The 17,677-nt window shown below is 69.0% G+C and carries 11 protein-coding genes; 5 read left to right on the top strand and 6 right to left on the bottom strand.

Translation table 11 applies throughout. The annotated features are described in order from the left end of the window. Positions 1-276 precede the first annotated feature (276 nt). Positions 277-3,570, bottom strand: a complete 3,294-nt coding sequence (locus tag ACZ4MU_RS00720; protein ID WP_467869312.1) for a S41 family peptidase — start codon at positions 3,568-3,570, stop codon at positions 277-279. A gap of 154 nt (positions 3,571-3,724) precedes the next feature. Between ACZ4MU_RS00720 and ACZ4MU_RS00715 the strand changes: the two genes are divergently transcribed. After that, positions 3,725-4,300: a TetR/AcrR family transcriptional regulator gene (locus ACZ4MU_RS00715; protein ID WP_467869310.1), complete on the top strand. Its 576-nt coding sequence runs from the start codon at positions 3,725-3,727 to the stop codon at positions 4,298-4,300. Positions 4,301-4,397: 97 nt separating this feature from the next. Further along, positions 4,398-6,629 (top strand): MMPL family transporter, encoded by a 2,232-nt coding sequence (locus ACZ4MU_RS00710; RefSeq protein WP_467869308.1) that lies wholly within the window; start codon positions 4,398-4,400, stop codon positions 6,627-6,629. Between the two features lie 124 nt (positions 6,630-6,753). Here ACZ4MU_RS00710 and ACZ4MU_RS00705 read toward each other — a convergent pair whose 3' ends face one another. After that, on the bottom strand, positions 6,754-7,104 hold the full coding sequence (locus ACZ4MU_RS00705) for an SsgA family sporulation/cell division regulator (RefSeq protein ID WP_467869306.1): 351 nt from the start codon (positions 7,102-7,104) through the stop codon (positions 6,754-6,756). A gap of 200 nt (positions 7,105-7,304) precedes the next feature. On the opposite strand from ACZ4MU_RS00705, the gene ACZ4MU_RS00700 reads away from it, so the two are divergent. From ACZ4MU_RS00700 to ACZ4MU_RS00690, 3 genes are read left to right on the top strand one after another with little or no spacing between them, the layout of a single operon-like run. Further along, entirely contained in the window at positions 7,305-8,363 is a 1,059-nt protein-coding gene (locus ACZ4MU_RS00700) for an energy-coupling factor ABC transporter permease (protein ID WP_467869304.1), read from the top strand. Position 8,364: 1 nt separating this feature from the next. Further along, positions 8,365-9,126 (top strand): cobalt ECF transporter T component CbiQ, encoded by a 762-nt coding sequence (cbiQ, locus tag ACZ4MU_RS00695; RefSeq protein WP_467869302.1) that lies wholly within the window; start codon positions 8,365-8,367, stop codon positions 9,124-9,126. Next, a complete protein-coding gene (locus ACZ4MU_RS00690) occupies positions 9,102-9,908 on the top strand; it encodes an energy-coupling factor ABC transporter ATP-binding protein (protein ID WP_467870560.1) in 807 nt (268 codons plus the stop codon). The genes cbiQ and ACZ4MU_RS00690 overlap by 25 nt, the downstream gene beginning before the upstream one ends. Before the next feature lie 6 nt (positions 9,909-9,914). Here the strand turns inward: ACZ4MU_RS00690 and ACZ4MU_RS00685 are convergent, their stop codons facing one another. The 4 genes from ACZ4MU_RS00685 to ACZ4MU_RS00670 all read right to left on the bottom strand — a co-directional run bounded on the left by ACZ4MU_RS00685 (position 9,915) and on the right by ACZ4MU_RS00670 (position 17,355). After that, positions 9,915-11,075 carry a serine hydrolase domain-containing protein gene (locus tag ACZ4MU_RS00685; protein WP_467869300.1) on the bottom strand — a complete coding sequence of 387 codons (1,161 nt, stop codon included), beginning with the start codon at positions 11,073-11,075 and terminating at the stop codon, positions 9,915-9,917. A 486-nt stretch (positions 11,076-11,561) separates the two neighbouring features. Further along, positions 11,562-12,050 carry a YbaK/EbsC family protein gene (locus ACZ4MU_RS00680; RefSeq protein ID WP_467869298.1) on the bottom strand — a complete coding sequence of 163 codons (489 nt, stop codon included), beginning with the start codon at positions 12,048-12,050 and terminating at the stop codon, positions 11,562-11,564. Positions 12,051-12,156: 106 nt separating this feature from the next. Next, positions 12,157-13,797, bottom strand: coding sequence for a penicillin-binding transpeptidase domain-containing protein (locus tag ACZ4MU_RS00675; protein WP_467869296.1), 1,641 nt, complete (start codon positions 13,795-13,797; stop codon positions 12,157-12,159). 351 nt (positions 13,798-14,148) lie between these two features. Next, positions 14,149-17,355, bottom strand: coding sequence for an NACHT domain-containing protein (locus tag ACZ4MU_RS00670; RefSeq protein ID WP_467869294.1), 3,207 nt, complete (start codon positions 17,353-17,355; stop codon positions 14,149-14,151). Positions 17,356-17,677 lie beyond the last annotated feature (322 nt).

Here is a 17,677-nt window from a genome sequence, read left to right as displayed (position 1 = left end):
GTTGCTCGCGCAGTTCCCCGCGCCCCTTCAGGGCCCGGTTTTCGGCTGCGGGCCGGTGGTGGGTTGCTCGCGCAGTTCCCCGCCCCCCTTCAGGGCCCGGTTCTTGTCTGGGGGCCGTATGTGGCTGGTCGCGCAGTTCCCCGCGCCCCTTGAATGCGCCCCTGCGGGGCGCCCAGGGGATTGCGGCGCCTCTGGATGCCCAGGGGCGCGGGGAACTGCGCGACCAGCCCGCCACCGGCCCGCGGACGAAAACCGGGCCATTGAGCGGCCGAGGCGCTAGCCGCTTCGCGGGGGTAGCTCGGGCCGTCGTCGGTCCGGGGCGTCCGTGTATCCGGGCGGGATGGCCGCGGGCGTTCCGTGCAGGAGGTCCAGCGCCAGCCGGACCGCGTCGTCCAGCTGGGCATGCCGCCCCTCCGCCCAGTCCAGCGGCGTGCGCAGGATCTCCAGGTCCGGCTCGACCCCGTGGTTCTCGATGGACCACTGGTAGCCGTCGAACCAGGCCGCGTTCATCGGCACCGTGATCACCGTGCCGTCCCCCAGCGTGTGGCGGCCGGTCATGCCGACCACCCCGCCCCAGGTGCGCTGGCCGACCACCGGGCCGAGACCGAGCAGCCGGAAGGCGGCGGTGATCATGTCGCCGTCGGAGGAGGTCGCCTCGTCGGCGAGGGCCACCACCGGGCCCCGGGGGGCGTTGGAGGCGTAACTGACCGGCTGGGCGTCCCGGGTCAGGTCCCAGCCGATGATCTTGCGGGTGAGCTTCTCGATCACCAGCTCGCTGATGTGGCCGCCCGCGTTGCCGCGTACGTCCACGATCAGCGCCGGGCGGGACATCTCCAGGCGCAGGTCCCGGTTGAACTGGGCCCAGCCCGAACCGCCCATGTCCGGGATGTGGAGGTAGCCGCACTTGCCGCCGCTCAGCTCCCGTACCACCGCACGGCGCTTGGCCACCCAGTCCTGGTAGCGCAGCGGGCGCTCGTCCACCAGCGGGACCACCGCGACCCGGCGGGCGCGCCCCTCGCCCCCGGCGGGCCGGAAGGTGAGCTCGACGGTGGTGCCGCCCGCGCCCGCGAGCAGCGGGTAGGGGCCCGCCACCGGGTCCACCGGGCGCCCGTCGACATGGGTGAGCACCGCGCCCTCGCGGATACCGGTGCCGGCCAGCGGGGAGCGGGCCTTGGAGTCGGAGGAGTCGCCGGGCAGGATGCGCCGGACCATCCAGCCCCCCTCGCGGTGGACCAGGTTGGCGCCGAGGAGCCCCTGGGGGCGCTGGTAGTGGGGCGGGCCCTCGTTCCTGCGGGCGGCCGAGACGTACGCGTGCGAGGTGCCCAGCTCGCCCAGCACCTCGCGCAGCAGGTCGGCGAACTCGTCGGGGGAGGCGACCCGCTCGACCAGCGGGCGGTACTGGTCGAGGACCGCCTTCCAGTCGATGCCGCACATGTGCGGCTCCCAGAAGTAGGCGCGGATGATCCGGCCCGCCTCGTCGTAGGCCTGACGCCACTCCGAGGGCGGGTCCACCTCGTGCAGGATCCGGCGCAGATCGAGGTAGACGGTGGAGTCGGTGTCCCCGGACTCGGTGGCGGGCACGGCGCGCAGGTCGCCCTCGTCGACGACGACCAGCCGGCTGCCGTCGCCGCTCACCGCGAACCAGTCGAGGTGGTCGACGAGTTCGGTCTTGCGGGCCTTGGTGATGTCGAAGTGCTCCAGGGTCGGCCGCCCCGAGGTGTCCGCCGGGTTGGCGAAGGTCTCGCCCAGCGCCCCCGAGATCGGCCAGCGCAGCCACACCAGGCCGCCGCCGGAGACCGGGTGCAGCGCCGAGTACTTGGAGGCGGCCACCGGGAACGGCGTGACCCTGCTCTCCAGGCCCTCCACCTCCACCGTGACCGTGCCGTCGCCCGACTCCTCCAGCGGGTCGAGCCCGCCCGCCGCCGGGCGCCCGTCGGGCAGCAGCGCGAAGGGCGAGGGGGTGGCCGAGGAGAGCGGGACCAGGTACGGCCGGCAGCCGAGCGGGAAGGAGAGGTCGCCGGTGTGGACGTCGTAGACCGGGTCGAAGCCGCGCCAGGAGAGGAACGCCAGATAGCGGCCGTCCCGGGTGAAGACAGGGTTCTCGTCCTCGAAGCGGCCGTTGGTGACGTCCACGATCACCCGGGCGCCGGGACCGGCGATCCGGGCCATCTTGATCTGGCGCAGCGAGCGGCCGATCCCCGGGTGCGACCAGGTCAGCCAGCACCCGTCCGGGGAGAACGCCAGGTCGCGCACGGGCCCGTTGATCGAGCGGATCAGCTCGGTGACCTCGCCGTCGGACTCCTCGGTGGCGTCGAGCAGCAGCAGCCGGCCGTCGTGCGAGGCGATCGCCAGGCGCTCGCCCTCCGCGTCCGCGATCAGCTCCTGGACCCGGCCGAGCTCGCCGGAGGCCAGCCGCCTCGGCGCGCGCTCGCCGCTGGCCCGGGGCAGATAGGCGATCTCCACCGCGTCCTCGCCGTCCGCGTCCGTCACGTACGCCACCTGGCCGCCGGTGCCGAGCATCTCGGGCAGGCGGACGCGGACCCCGGGGGTGTCGGCGATCGTGCGGGCCGGGCCGTCGCGGTGGGTGAGCCAGTACAGGCTGCCGCGCACCACGACCGCGCTGGCCCGGCCGGTGGTGTCGACCGAGAGCGCGTCCACATGGCTGGCGGCGGGCACCTGGTACGTACGCCGTCCGGCGCGCGGGCCGCCCAGGCGCACGTCCAGGCGGCGCGGGACGGAGTCGGGGGTGAGCGCGTCCACGATCCACAGGTCGCCCGCGCACTGGTAGACCACCCGGCGCCCGTCCGAGGAGGCGTGCCGGGCGTAGTACTCGTCGTGGTCGGTGTGGCGGCGCAGGTCGGAGCCGTCGGGCCGGCAGGAGTAGAGGTTGCCGACGCCCTCGTGGTCGCAGAGGAAGGCGATCCGGTCGCCCACGAACATCACCGAGTCGAGATGGCCGCCGATGTCCGGCAGGAGACGCTCGCCGTGCAGCCACAGCCGGCCCATGGCGCCGCCCCGGTAGCGCTTCCAGGCGGCGGGCTCGTGCGGCGGCTTGCCGGTGAGCAGCAGGGTGCGGCGCTCGCCGTCGAGGTCGGCGCAGGCGATGTCGGAGACCGGGCCCCAGGGCAGCCGGCCGCCGGGGGAGCCGTCGGTGGGGACGCTGTAGGCCCAGGAGAAGTACGAGAAGGGCTGGCCGTGCGAGGAGACGGCCAGGATGTGGCCGTCCGGGGTCCAGCCGCAGACCCGGGTGTCGGGCGAGCCCCAGTAGGTCAGCCGCCGGGCCGGGCCGCCGTCGACCGGGGCCAGATGGATCTCCGGGTCCAGGCTGCGCCAGGTCGTGTAGGCGATCCGGGAGCCGTCGGGGGAGAACCGGGGGTGGCTGACCTTGGTGCGGTCCACGGTGATCCGCCAGGCCCGCGAGGGGCGGTGGCCGGCCGGGACCAGGGGCGCCACCCACAGATCGTCCTCGGCGGCGAAGCAGAGCAGGTCGTCGTGGAGATGGGGGAAGCGGAGGTAGGCGCCGTCGGTGACGGGCGCCGGCTGCTGGTCGGCCTCGGGTGCGTCGCTCACTCGTCAATGCTTTCCGCGCCGCGGGGGTGCGGCAACTTATGGAGCCCTGCCAGTTGTGGCACAGAACACAAGCGAAACGGTTTCGTTTCGATCAGCTCCGGCGATATCGTCTGACGAGTACGAAACCGTTTCGTTCGGATGGGAGGTCGAGGAGATGGCAGGCAGGCTCACCGCCGAGCGTGAGGCGGAGCTGTACGAGTCGGTGCTCGACCTGCTGCGCGAGGTCGGCTACGACGCCCTGACGATGGACGCCGTCGCCGCCCGTACCCGCTCCAGCAAGGCGACCCTCTACCGTCAGTGGGGGAACAAGCCGGAGCTGGTCGCGCGGGCGCTGCGGCACAACAAGCCGGTCGCTCTCCACGAGATCGACACCGGTTCGCTGCGCCGCGACTTCCACGCGCTGGTCGGTCTTGAGGACGACTGCAAGCTGGAGAAGGACTCCGCCCTGATGCGGGGTCTGATGCGCGCCGTCCACGACAACCCGGACCTCCACCAGGCGCTGCGCGAGGTGCTGATCGAGCCGGAGATCACCGGCCTCGACCAGGTGCTGCGGCGCGCGGTGGAACGCGGCGAGGTCCGCGCGGACTGTCCCGCGCTCCCCTATGTCGTACACATGCTGGTCGGCGCCTTCGTCGCCCGGCAGCTCGTCGAGGACAGGACGATCGACAAGGCCTTCCTCGGAAACTACATCGACGCCGTGGTCCTCCCCGCCCTCGGCGATCCCGTCTAGCTCCCCACCAACCTGCCCCACCTGACGTACGCCGCTCTCGTCGTCGGGCTGGTTATCCACGCCCTGTAAGCCAACGACCGACCGGGAGTACGCCCTCGTGGCCACGTTCCTCTACCGACTCGGCAGATTCGCCTTCCGGCGCCGCCGCTATGTCGCCCTCGTGTGGGTGGCGCTGCTGTTCCTCGCCGGATTCGGCGCCGCGTCCGCCTCCACTCCTTCCGCCAGCTCCTTCTCGATGCCGGGCACCGAGGCCCAGAAGGCCTTCGACCTGCTGGAGGAGCGCTTCCCCGGCGGCAGCGCCGACGGCGCCACCGCCCGTATCGTCTTCAAGGCCCCGGCCGGCAAGTCCATGAAGGACCCGGCCGGCAAGGCCGAGGTCGAGAAGGTCCTCGCCGAGCTGCCCAAGGGCTCGAAGCAGGTCGCCTCGGTGACCGACCCGTACCAGGCCAACGCCGTCTCCAAGGACGGCTCGACCGCGTACATATCCGTGAAGTACAAGGTCAACGGCATGGCCCTGGAGGACAGCGACCGTGAGGCGCTGGAGGACTCCGGCAAGGCCGCCGAGAAGGCCGGGCTCACCGTCGAGATCGGCGGTGACGCGCTCCAGGCCAAGCCCGAGACGGGCTCCGGCGAGATCATCGGTGTGGTGATCGCCGGCATCGTGCTGATGATCACCTTCGGCTCGCTGATCGCGGCGGGTCTTCCGCTGATCACCGCCATCATCGGCGTCGGCATCGGCGTCTCGACCATCACCGCGCTCGCCAACGTCCTGGACCTCGGCAACACCACCTCGACGCTGGCCTCGATGATCGGCCTCGCGGTCGGCATCGACTACGCCCTCTTCATCGTCTCGCGCTACCGGGCCGAGCTCCGGGAGGGCCGCGAGCGCGAGGAAGCCATCGGCCGGGCCGTCGGAACTGCCGGTTCCGCGGTCGTCTTCGCCGGTCTGACCGTCGTCATCGCGCTGTGCGGCCTCGCGGTCGTCAACATCCCGATGCTCACCAAGATGGGCTTCGCCGCGGCCGGTACGGTCGTGATCGCGGTCCTGATCGCGCTCACCCTCATCCCGGCGGTGCTCGGCTTCGCGGGCAAGCGCGTCTTCGGGCGCCGCACCCGCAAGAAGATGGAGGCCGGTGCGGACGGTACGGCCGAGGCGCCCGGCGAGACCAAGCCGAACATGGGCACCCGCTGGTCCAGCTTCGTGCTGCGCAGGCCCATCTGGGTGCTGCTCGCCGGTGTGATCGGGCTCGGCGCCATCGCCATCCCGGCCGCCTCCCTGGAGATGGGTCTGCCCGACGACGGCTCGCAGCCGACCTCGACGACCCAGCGCCGCGCCTACGACACGCTCTCCGACGGCTTCGGCCCGGGCTTCAACGGCCCGCTGATGATCGTCGTGGACGGCGCCGGGGCGTCCGGCGGTGCCAAGGCCGCGGCCGACCGCACCTCCGACACCATCAAGAAGCTGCCCGACGTCGCCGAGGTCATGGCGCCCGCCCTGAACAAGGCGGGCGACACCGCGACCATCACGGTCGTCCCGAAGTCCAAGCCCTCCTCCACGGAGACCGAGGACCTGGTCCAGTCGATCCGGGACGCGGGCAAGGACATCAGGTCCGAGACCAAGGCCGAGGTCCTGGTCACCGGCGCGACCGCGATGAACATCGACTTCTCCAAGCGCATGAACGACGCGCTGCTGCCCTATCTGGCGCTCGTGGTGGGCCTGGCCTTCCTGCTCCTGATGGTGGTCTTCCGCTCGGTCCTGGTCCCGCTCAAGGCGGCCCTCGGCTTCCTGCTCTCGGTGGTCGCCGCCCTCGGCGCGGTCGTCGCGGTCTTCCAGTGGGGCTGGCTCGGCGGGCTGTTCGGGGTGGAGAACCCCGGCCCGATCATGTCGATGATGCCGATCTTCATGGTGGGCGTGGTCTTCGGTCTGGCCATGGACTACGAGGTCTTCCTCGTCACCCGGATGCGCGAGGCGTTCGTCCACGGCGAGCGTCCCGGCCAGGCGATCGTGACCGGTTTCCGGCACGGCGCCCGGGTGGTCACGGCCGCCGCGGTGATCATGATCGCGGTCTTCTCCGGCTTCATCGGGGCCAGCGACCAGATGATCAAGATGATCGGCTTCGCCCTGGCGATCGCGGTCTTCTTCGACGCCTTCGTGGTCCGGATGGCCATCGTCCCGGCGGTGCTCGCGCTGCTCGGCGCGAAGGCCTGGTGGCTGCCGGGCTGGCTCAACAAGATCCTGCCCAACGTCGACGTCGAGGGCGAGGGCCTCAAGGCCCACGCGGCTAAGGCGTCCGACGGCGACGACGACCGCGAGCTGACGCGCGTCTGATCCGCGGGACACCCCCCGTGACGCCCACGGCCTGTGGGGACGGGACCGTGCGGCGAGCCGGCCCCTACGCATCACGCGTAGGGGCCGGCTCTTTCGCTGCGTACCTCCGGCTACGCCGGGGCGACTACGGCCGTCCGCTCGGCGCGGGCGTCACGCTGTAGGTGTGCCGCAGAAAGCGGACCAGGGGCGAGCTGTCGAACTGGACCACCGCTACTCCGTCCGGGGAGTGGAACTCCACGACGGCCTGGGCCCGCCCGCAGGGCCAGACGACGATGTCGCCGCGGCGGGCCGGCCGGCGCAGCCCCGCCTCCAGGAGCGAGCGGGGCAAGACCCACTCGTTGCCACCGGGGAAGGCGAAGCACACGGTCAGGGGGTCCGCGGCCGGGTCGTAGCGCAGGGCGACCGGAACCGGTCGGTGGTGCGGGGCATCCGAGACGATCCTCGCGTGGGCGTGTTCCTCGACGGCGGGGGACATCGGTCGCTCCTCACACTCACTCTGCGCGATCCATCATGTGCTTTGACATCAAATGTCCCATATTTTCAGGGGCGTGCCGGGCGCGAGAACGGTTGGTAAATCTCACGCGTGCGCTCTTGCGACCCGTTCGCAGGTGCACGACTATCATCGAGCGGTTCACTCGATCGGTTCCAGCCATCCAGGCCCAGCGGAGAGCACCCATGCATGTCCCGGACGGATTCATCAACGCCCCCGTCTCCGCGGTAGCCGGAGTCGGCGCGGCGGCCGCCATCGCGGTCAGCCTGCGCGGGGCCCGACGTGAACTCGACGAGAAGACGGCCCCGCTCGCGGGACTCGTCGCGGCGTTCATCTTCGCCGTGCAGATGCTGAACTTCCCCGTGGCCGCGGGCACCAGCGGCCATCTGCTCGGCGGCGCGCTCGCGGCGATACTCGTCGGCCCGTACACCGGCGTCCTCTGTGTCTCCGTCGTGCTTCTCATGCAGGGCATCCTCTTCGCCGACGGCGGTCTCACCGCGCTCGGCGTCAACATCACCGACATGGCGATCGTGACGACGGTCGTGGCGTACACCGTCTTCCGCGGCCTGGTGAAGATGCTGCCGCGCAGGCGGAGCTCCGTCACCGCGGCCACCTTCGTCGCCGCCCTCCTCTCCGTCCCGGCCGCCGCCCTCGCCTTCACCGCGATCTACGCGGTCGGCGGCACCACCGACGTACCGCTCGGCAAGGTGCTCACCGCGATGGTCGGCGTGCACGTCCTGATCGGCATCGGCGAGGCGGCCATCACCGCGCTCACCGTGGGCGCGGTCATCGCCGTACGGCCCGACCTCGTCCACGGGGCCCGCGGCCTGCACGCCCCGCTGAAGCTGCGGATCGGCGGCGAACTGGTCGACGCCCCCGCCCCCGAGCCCGTACCCACGGGGGCCAGGTCCACGCACAGGGTCCGCGCGGCCTTCGCCGTCGCCGCCCTCCTGCTGGCCGGTTTCTTCTCCTTCTACGCCTCCGCCTCCCCCGACGGCCTGGAGAAGGTCGCCCACGACAAGGGCATCGACACCCAGGAGAAGAAGCACGCCGCCGAGGACTCCCCGCTCGCGGGCTACTCGGTGAAGGACATCGGCGACGACCGGGTGGCCACCGGCCTCGCGGGCATGATCGGCGTCGGGGTGACGATCGGGGCCGGCAGCGGGATCTTCTGGGCCGTGCGCCGCCGCAGGGGCACCGCCGAGGCCACGCCCACCTCCCTCCCCGAGAAGGAGAAGGTCTGAGATGGGCGCGGGCCACGCGCACAAGCTCTACCGGCAGGACACCTCGCCGGTCCACGACCTGCCCCCGCACTGCAAGCTGGCGGCCGTCTTCCTCTTCGTCATCGTGGTCGTCTCGACCCCGCGCGAGGCGGTCTGGGCCTTCGGGCTGTACGCGGTCCTGCTCGCCACGGTGGCGGCCACCGCCCGCATCCCGGCGCTCTTCCTGCTCAAGCGGCTGCTGATCGAGATCCCGTTCGTGACGTTCGCGGTGCTGATGCCGTTCGTGGTGCCGGGCGAGCAGGTGCACGTGCTCGGGGTGCCGATGAGCGTGAACGGGCTGTGGGGCGCCTGGAACGTCCTGGCCAAGGGCACGCTCGGGGTCGCCGCCTCGGTGATCCTGGCGTCCACGACCGACCTGCGGGCCCTGCTCCTCGGCCTGCAGCGGCTCAAACTCCCGTCGCTGCTGGTCCAGATCGCGTCGTTCATGATCCGCTACGGTGACGTGATCACCGACGAGATGCGCCGGATGTCGATCGCCCGCCGCTCGCGCGGGTTCGAGGCGAAGGGGCTGAAGGCCTGGAGCGTCCTCGCCAAGTCGGCGGGCGCGCTCTTCATCCGCTCCTACGAGCGTGGTGAGCGCGTCCATCTGGCCATGGTCAGCCGCGGGTACGCGGGTTCGATGCCGGTCATCGACGAGGTGACGGCGACCGGTGCGCAATGGCGTTACGCGGCGGTGCTCCCCGCGTCGGCTCTGGTGATCTGTCTGTTGGGGTGGACTCTGTGAACACGTCGGTGACCTCTTCCGGTCCTTCTGCTTCTCCCGCCTCCCTGGAGGTGAGCGGGCTGGCCTTCGCCTACCCCGACGGCCACCAGGCCCTGTTCGGGGTCGACCTGACCGTGGGGCGCGGTGAGCGGGTCGCGCTGCTCGGCCCCAACGGCGCGGGCAAGACCACGCTGGTCCTGCACCTCAACGGCATCCTCGTCGGGGGCGCGGGGTCGGTGAAGGTGGCCGGGCTGCCCGTGGAGAAGCGCAACCTCGCCGAGATCCGGCGCCGGGTCGGCATCGTCTTCCAGGACCCCGACGACCAGCTGTTCATGCCGACCGTCCGCGAGGACGTGGCGTTCGGCCCGGCGGCGTCCGGGATGCGGGGGCCGGAGCTGGAGGCGCGGGTGCGTACCGCGCTGGAGCGGGTGGGGATGGCGGAGTACGCCGACCGCCCCCCGCACCACCTCTCCTTCGGCCAGCGCCGCCGGGTCGCGGTGGCGACGGTGCTCGCGATGGAGCCGGAGATCCTGGTCCTGGACGAGCCCTCGTCCAACCTGGACCCCGCGTCCAGGCGCGAACTGGCCGACATCCTGCGGGCGCTGGACGTCACCGTCCTGATGGTCACGCACGACCTGCCGTACGCCCTTGAGCTGTGCGGCCGTTCGGTGATCCTCAGCGGGGGCACGATCGCGGCGGACGGCCGGACGGCGGACGTCCTGGCGGACGAGGAACTGATGCGCACGCACCGCCTGGAGCTGCCGTTCGGCTTCGACCCGCGGGCGGCGGCGGCGAAGGCGTAACCGGGCTTACGGGGTGATGGCCTCCCGGACCGCGCGCACCAGGGCCTGGGCGCGCGGGTCGGCGGTGACGCCCTTCTGGTGGCCGTTGGTGACGTAGCCGAAGGCGATGCCGGACTCCGGGTCGGCGAACCCCAGGGAGCCGCCGCGGCCCGGGTGCCCGAAGGAGCCGGGGCCCAGGAGCGGGGACGCGGGGCCGTGGAGCATGTAGCCCAGGCCGAAGCGGGTGTTGACGACGAGGACGCGGTCGGGGCCGCTGGACTCCTCGGTACGGGCGAGGGCGACGGTGGCGGGGGCGAAGAGGCGCCGCCCGTCGACCTCCCCGATGGTGGCGGCGTAGAAGCGGGCGAGGCCGCGTGCGGTCGAAATCCCTGCGGAGGCGGGGAGTTCGGCGGCGCGGTAGGCCGGGTCGTTCTCGTCCGGCAGCGGGTCGATGGCGCCGAAGGCGCGGCGGGTGAGGGAGGCGGGGTCGGCGTAGGCGGCGGCGACGGCGGGCTTGGGGCGCAGGGTGATGCCGCCGGGAGCGCGGGGTGCCTCCACGGCTCCCACGCGCCCCACCCTCGGGGCCTCCTCCGCCGGCAGCCCGATCCAGAGGTCGGCCCCCAGCGGCCGGGCGATCTCCTCGGCGACCCAGCGGCCGATGGTGCGGCCGGTGACGCGGCGGACGAGCTCGGCGAGCAGCCAGCTGTACGTCTGGGCGTGGTACCCGTGCTCCGTCCCCGGCTCCCAGAACGGCGCCTGCGCGGCGACCGCTTCCGCCCCCGAGGCATCGTCGGCGGCCTCGGCCGGGGTGAGGGGGCGGTCGAGGGCGGGGACGCCGGCGCGGTGGGAGAGGAGGTGGCGGACGAGGGCGCGGTCCTTGCCGTGGGCCTTGAACTCGGGCCAGTACGTGGCGACGGGTGCGTCCAGGTCCAGCTGGCCGCGCTGGTGGAGGAGGAGGGGGACGGCGGCGGCCACGCCCTTGGTGGCCGAGCGGACGATCTGGGCGGTGTCCACGGCCCACGGCGCGTGCCCGTCGACGTCCTTGGTCCCGCCCCACAGGTCGACGACCTTGCGGCCGTGCCGGTAGACGGCGACGGCCGCGCCCTGGTCGCCGCGGTGGGTGAAGTTCCGGACGAAGGCGTCCCGGACGGGTTCGTACCCCGGGTCCGTCGATCCCTGCGCGTCCACGGTTCCGCTCCTGTTCCTGCCGGCGCCGGGCCCGACGCGTCTCGCCCCATTGAACGCGGCACCAAAACCGAATTCTTCCCGGGCCCCCTTCACCCCTGCCGGGAGGGGTGTTCGCGTACGCCCCGGTGGTGCGCCGGCCGGGCGGTTCCCTGCGGCGCTTTCGGGCCGGGTGTTTGTGTGCGGGCCGGTGGTGGGTTGCTCGCGCAGTTCCCCGCGCCCCTTGAAACGCCCCTTCGGGGCGTGACCTTTCGGCTCGGCTGCGGGTGGTCGGGTGGCTGAGCGCGCAGTTCCCCGCGCCCCTGGGTGCCTGGGGGCGCGGGGAACTGCGCGAGCAAGCCAGCACGGTCCGCAGGCGAAAGACGGGCACAGGGGCGCAGCCCCGTGGTGCTCAGGGGCGCGGGGAACTGCGCGAGCAAGCCAGCACGGTCCGCAGGCGGAAGAAGGGGGCTTGGGGGCGATGCCCCGGACGGCCGGCGGCCGCCAGGCTCACGCCGTGCGCTCGCGTACGTCGGCCAGCGCCCCGCCCGCGTACCCGATCAGCGTCTTGGGGTCGAGCGGGAAGACGGTGTGGGGCGTGCCCGCCGCCGCCCAGACCACCGCGTGGTCGAGGAGCGCGCGGTCGGCGAGGACCCGGGTGCGGCGGACATGGCCGAAGGGCGGGACGCCCCCGATCGCGTAACCGGTCGTCTCCCGGACGAGGTCGGCCCCGGCCCGCCGTACCTTCTCCGCGCCCAGCTCACGCCGTACGAGCTCCACGTCCACCCGTGACGAGCCGTCCATCAGGACGATCACCGGGACGCCGTCCACCTCGAAGACCAGCGACTTCACGATCTCGCTGACATCGCAGCCGATGGCGGCGGCAGCCTCCACGGCGGTCCTGGTCGCGTCCGGGAAGCGGCGTACCTCCACATCGAGCCCGAGGGCGCGCAGCGCCTCGGCGAACTGGGGGTGGGCGGGGGATTCTTGAGCGCTCATGCCCCCGCAGGCTAGTGGGAGCCGTGCGCAGCACGCGAGGTCGTTTCCCCGGGCCCCCGCGCACCCCGGGCCACGGCGCCCCCCGGGCCGCCGCGCCCCCCGGCACTCACCCCGCCCGCAGCACCCGCGCCACGACCGGTCCCGCCGCGTCCCCGCCGTGGCCGCCGGACTGGACGAGGGCCGCCGCGGCGAGGCCGTTGCCGTACCCGGTGAACCAGCTGTTGGACGTGCCCTGCTGGTCCACCTCGGCCGAGCCGGTCTTGGCGCCCTTGGGCCCGGGCACCCCCGCCATCGCCTTGACGGCGGTCCCGCTGCCGGTGGTCGCCGCGTGCATCATCTGCCGGAGCTGCTTGGCGAGGGCGTCGGGCAGCGGCCTTGCGGTGGCCAGTTCCCGGTCGTCCAGGGATTTCGGCACGATCACCGGCTGGCGGAACCCGCCGCCGATGACGGTGGCCGATATGGACGCCATGTCGAGCGGGCTCATCTGGACCTTGCCCTGGCCGATGTAGGAGGCGGCGGTCTCCACGCCGGAGGAGTCCGGGACGCGGCCGTCGAAGGACTTCACGCCGCCGAGCTTCCAGTTGTTCTGGCCGAGGCCGAAGTAGTCCCGGGCGGTCTGGCCGAGCGCGGTTCCGGCGATCCCCTTGCCGGTGAGCGGCTTGACCGGCTTGATGAAGGCGGTGTTGCAGGACTGCGCGAAGGCGTCGGTCAGGGTGCCGTGCGCGATGGTGAAGTCGTGGAGGTTGTGGAAGGTGTAGCCCTCCCACGGGACCGTCGCCGGGCACTCGACCGGCTGGTCCGCCCCGCCCACGCCATTCGCGATGATCATCGCGCTGGTGACGATCTTCATGGTGGAACCGGGGGCCACGGACGCCTGGAGGGAGGCGGGGAACCCGTCCTTGCGGTTGTCCGCGACGGCCCGGATCTCCCCGCTCGTCGGCTCGATCGCCACCACCGACGACTCGGCGAACTGCTTCACGGCCTGCTCGGCCGCCGCCTGGACGTCCGCGTCGAGCGTCGTCGTCAGCTTGCCGGGCTTGCCCTTGGCCAGGGTGAGCAGCGTCTGGTTCGGTGCGCCCTCGGCGCCGCCCTCGATCCAGGTCTCCACGCCCGGCGTGCCGTTGACCTTGTCGCCGTACTTCTGGCGCAGCGCGTCCAGGACGAACCCGAGCGAGGGGTACTTCTCCTTGGTCAGCACCCGCCCCCGGTGGTCCACGGCCTCGATCTCGGGGTTCTTGGCGGCCCCCGTCACCAGCTTCCCGCCCGGCTTCAGCTTCGGGTGGACGACGGCCGGCTGCCAGTCCACCAGCGCCTTGCCGGTGCTCACGCCCCGCACGACGGTGAGCCGGGAGCTGTAGTCGAGCGGCGCGGTCTTCCCCTCGTAGGAGACCTCCGCCTTCACCGTGTACGGAACGGTCGCCCCCGTGGCCGCCCCCGGCGTGATCGTCACCTTGCCCACGTGCGCCTCGTCGTGGAAGGCGGCGAGCGCGCTCTGGGCGGCGGCGTTGTTGTTGGTCAGGACGGAGGCCGCCGCCGCGTCCCCCTTGGTCCAGGCGTCGAAGAACGCCCGGGCGGTCCCGGTGATCTCGTCGGTGCTGGGCGGGCCGGTCCGTACCGGCGCCGCCCGCGTATGCGAACCGGAGGACGAGCCGTCCCCGGACACCATCTGGTAGCCGCCGTACACCACACCGGTGCCGACGACCACGAACACACCGCCGACGATGGCGGCCTTCGCTCCACTGCGCATCTCGCAGCCCCTCCCCAGGAGTCTCTTGAACGCGTTCAAGAGTTTGCTTTGGGAGGAACATTACGTGACAGCGGTGACACCGGCCCCACCCGTTACCGGACCGGGACACCGCTCAGCGGCTCAGACCCAGGTATCCAGCCACATCCGGTTCCGCCAGGAATCGAGCGGAATCGACGTGCCCGTGTACAGCGGCCAGAAGTAGATGAAGTCCTGCCCGTGCGTGAAGCGCCTCGTAGACCTTGGTCGTCTTCGGTCCCATCCGTGCAGCACTCTCCGATCTGCTGTGGTGCGAACCAGCGTAGCGGGAAAGGCCCGCATGCTTCTGAGTGAGTCGCCGCCCGTACGTGTTCGTCACCACTTTCGATGAGCCACATGGACCTTAATACCCTCGCCGACGCCAGTTGTGTGCACTTCAGCGGGGCCGTATGCGATCACGCTGATGTTGAGCTTGCGAGGCTTAGAAAAGCATGACAGGTCGAGGTCTACAAATGATGAATTGGGCGAAAAAACCCTCACCTGCAAGAAACGCAATGAGTGAGCGTGCGCTGCAATTTCACGCAAGGAGTCTTTCGCTCCACGGTGCAGCAGCACGGTGGCCGTGTCGAGGGACTCAAGGCGTCGCAACTCTTCGGCATTTTCGATCCGTTCGAAGAACTGCATCGACAGCCGCTTAACGCCGGCGAAGGCGCTGATCCCTCGTAGGTCGAGATTTCTGACCGAATGGAGCGACAACTCCTCAAGTTCCGGAAAGCGGTCCGCTCTCCCTGTCAGAGGCCGCTCAGCGCATCGGATCAAGCTTATTTCTTTGAGACCAGTCATGGTCGGTAGAGCCCCAAGATGAATGGGTGAAGCTGTTCTGTTGAAACTACCCCGCACAGTCAGGGAGGTGAGCATCTCCAAGCGATCCATACGTGGCATGCAGCTGCTCAGCACCTCCTCACTAGAAAACTGGATATTCAAGGCGTGCAAGGGGGCGATGGAGGTCATTTCGTCGTCGTTAAAACGACCGCTGTATGATGAGATATATAGGTGCTTGAGACGGGGAAGCTTTTTGACCCAGTTCAGGTCTTTAATCGCAAAACCGATGTTCAGTAGAATCAGATCGCTGAAGTACTCGATGACGTCAAGCACTTCGGGGGAGTTAAGGTCGAGCGATCTCCTGAAAGTAGGAGACTTCGACAACACGCGAACGGCGTATTCTCGAACGTCGAACTGGTTCCAGCTTCGGGCAAGTTCTCTTTGGACGGCGACTCGGCTATCGGGGCCGTATGAAGAGATCAACTCAAGAGCAGCGTCACCGCCGATTAGGGCTGCGGCACGTACCGTGGAGGCAGCTTGATTGACTTTAACGCCCTTGTGTGAACGCGGGAGAAGCGCCAGAACCGTCTCGCCGGCTGCCGCGAGTTCTTTCGCCTCCGAAAATTTGGTTGGCGGAATCAGGCGCTCTGCGCTCTCACGAACTCGTCGATACGTTTCCGGGTCAAGCTCGTCGGCATTCTCAAGGCAGGCTGCGGCAAGCAAATGTAGACGTGTCGTGAACTGAGGTTCTCGGTCCCCTCGATCCAGAAGGTCCGATAAGATTTTTTTCCGCTCGCTCGGGCGGGCATGGCCGATGGCCATGGTCACTGCCTCGTGCCATTGATCTAGATGAGCATGCTCGATTAGAACGCCAATATCGTTAAGCGCTATAAGGTTCTCCGCTGCAAGGTACTCCTGAAAGGTACGGTGGACAAAGTCAACCCGCCCCTCGACCGGCATCCGCAGTACGCCGCTGCGTACCATCAGATACTTATAGACGCTCTCGGCGTCGTCGTGTACCGCAGGCATTGTGCTGAGAGCGGTCTGTGTCTGCTCGACAGCCTGTGTGTTGGTGCAGTCTGTCCAGCCGTTCCTGAGCAGCCAATAAGCTAGGCTTCCAAGAATACGCTTCTTTTGGTGAAGAGTGAGGTTTGGGGCATTGGGGTGGGCGATTTTCCTTTCGTTGTCTCTTCGTACGAGCAGCATCTCCAGAGCTGCTGCGTAAAGTTCCATGCGGCCACGCGGAAGCTGCATTCTTCTGTCACGGTTGAGGGTGCAGAGAAGGGCACAAAGAAGCGGGTTAGACGCCAATCGCCGCAGTTGACGCTGAGTGTTAACTTGTGTGATCAGCTCCGCTTGAAATGTATTGAGATCGTTGTCGTCGCTTTTTCCCGCGTTAGAGCCCATGGCTTCACGGGCGGCTTGGTGCCAATGCTGAATAAAGTTTTCAATGTCTCCTTTGCCCATAGGTAGAAGGTCAAGGGCAACAAATCCCTCTCGCGCCAACCACTTTTCCTCGGCGGCGGCAGGGCGAGAAGTTACGATGTAGCGGCACTGCGGATAGACGGAGATCAGGTCCTGAAGCCACTTTCTTGCCTCCTCGCGGCGTGCCTCGGGGAGCTCGTCAACTCCATCTATTAGGACTAAGGCTTGTCCGGTGTGAAGGACTGAGTTAACCCAACCCCCAGGCATTTCCCCAGCCAGATTCCTGCCAATTTCCGTCAAAAACTCTTCGGGTGCCGGCAGCTCTCTATCAGCAAAACGGCGGAGCGGTAGCACGAAGGGAATATGTTCAGCGAGTGGCTGCAACTCGTCGTCAAGCGTTCCTCGCGCAGCATTAACTGCAAGCCAGAAGAGTAGAGTGCTCTTCCCCGATCCAGCATCTCCGCGGAGCAGTACACGTGGGAATGCAGCAATGGCGGCCTCGGAGCGTAGGCTCCCTGGCGTTCCGGAAACGTCACTCGTTCCCGGCCGGGTGGTCTTATTGACGAATGCCAGACTTCCGTCGATGGCACCTGTGTGGCCCTGGGCTCCAGCGTCGGCAAGGGCCAGGCTGATGTAGGCGGTACTTAGCGGATAAGTCCTAGCGTCGGGGTTGGCAAGAGTTAGTCCGAAAAGTTCCAATTGGTCGAGCTTCTGAACCACATACCGCTTGTATCTGCTTTCGAACCGACGGATATGTGTGTCCTTTTCGCCACTAACCGCCCAACGGACGCGATCTGTCTCGATCAAAAGTTGATTGATTCGCGCAAGTTGCTCTTTGCTGACCACTGCCAGGAAGGAGGGCCAAGTGGAGACGAAGTGTATTACCTGCGCGGAACACTCGAAGATTATGCGCTGGTAGAGCTGTTCGCCTTTTTCACTCAGCATCCGACAGGCTGTTTGGTCCTCAGCTTCCTTGATTACGGTGTCTGCGAAGGTTGCCGGGTCCAAGCTGCAGTCGAACATGTCGACCTTAGTAGCAGTAAATGCTGCATTGGCGGCTTCGGCCGCGGACGTAACTTCGTAATCCGGAATTCCCCGGAATTCCGTAGCGATCACGGGCTCGAGTGCTGATGTTACGAACTTGGAGAAGTGTTGAATGTCCTTGTCGTGGACTTGCCGAGCTGGGATGATCTTGTTCATCATCCGACCCTTGGCCGGATGGCGCGCCGTAAGCGCTCCATGATTAGGCGCAGTGACTGCCCGGACGATTGCTGTGCTTGCCGCCCTGAGCGCACTACCAGCCAGTTTGAGCGCGATGGACTCCCACCCCAGCATGACCCTCCCCAGTGTCGCACCTCACTTTACAGCGCATGTGCGGCCTGGGGGCTTGTATGCGCAGTGCTTGGAGCGCTGACCGATCGCCCCTGCGGAAGGCCCCTTGAACGCCTGGCGGAGATAGCACTGTGGACGATTCGTGGCCGGGGAACCCTCGCGGAGCGCTCGGGACTGCCGTTTGCGCAGGTCGGGCGTGCCGCTCTGTGCGCCCTATGGGCAGATTGTAAAACTGCCGTGGTGTCGCAACCGGGCCGTCTCCGGGCCGTCCGAGGGCGGCCGACAGCGGCCATCAGCGACCAATAACGACCGGGAGGGCGCGGCT

The sequence above is a fragment of the Streptomyces sp. NPDC026377 genome (assembly GCF_055567715.1).
This window is presented reverse-complemented; position numbering and strand designations above follow the sequence as displayed.

Excerpts from the sequence above, each read along its gene's own strand:
- ACZ4MU_RS00705 (WP_467869306.1), bottom strand. The coding sequence starts at position 7,104 with ATGTCCCCCGCCGTCGAGGAACACGCCCACGCGAGGATCGTCTCGGAT.
- ACZ4MU_RS00715 (WP_467869310.1), top strand. The coding sequence starts at position 3,725 with ATGGCAGGCAGGCTCACCGCCGAGCGTGAGGCGGAGCTGTACGAGTCG.
- ACZ4MU_RS00700 (WP_467869304.1), top strand. The coding sequence starts at position 7,305 with ATGCATGTCCCGGACGGATTCATCAACGCCCCCGTCTCCGCGGTAGCC.
- ACZ4MU_RS00680 (WP_467869298.1), bottom strand. The coding sequence starts at position 12,050 with ATGAGCGCTCAAGAATCCCCCGCCCACCCCCAGTTCGCCGAGGCGCTG.
- cbiQ (WP_467869302.1), top strand. The coding sequence starts at position 8,365 with ATGGGCGCGGGCCACGCGCACAAGCTCTACCGGCAGGACACCTCGCCG.
- ACZ4MU_RS00675 (WP_467869296.1), bottom strand. The coding sequence starts at position 13,797 with ATGCGCAGTGGAGCGAAGGCCGCCATCGTCGGCGGTGTGTTCGTGGTC.
- ACZ4MU_RS00670 (WP_467869294.1), bottom strand. The coding sequence starts at position 17,355 with ATGCTGGGGTGGGAGTCCATCGCGCTCAAACTGGCTGGTAGTGCGCTC.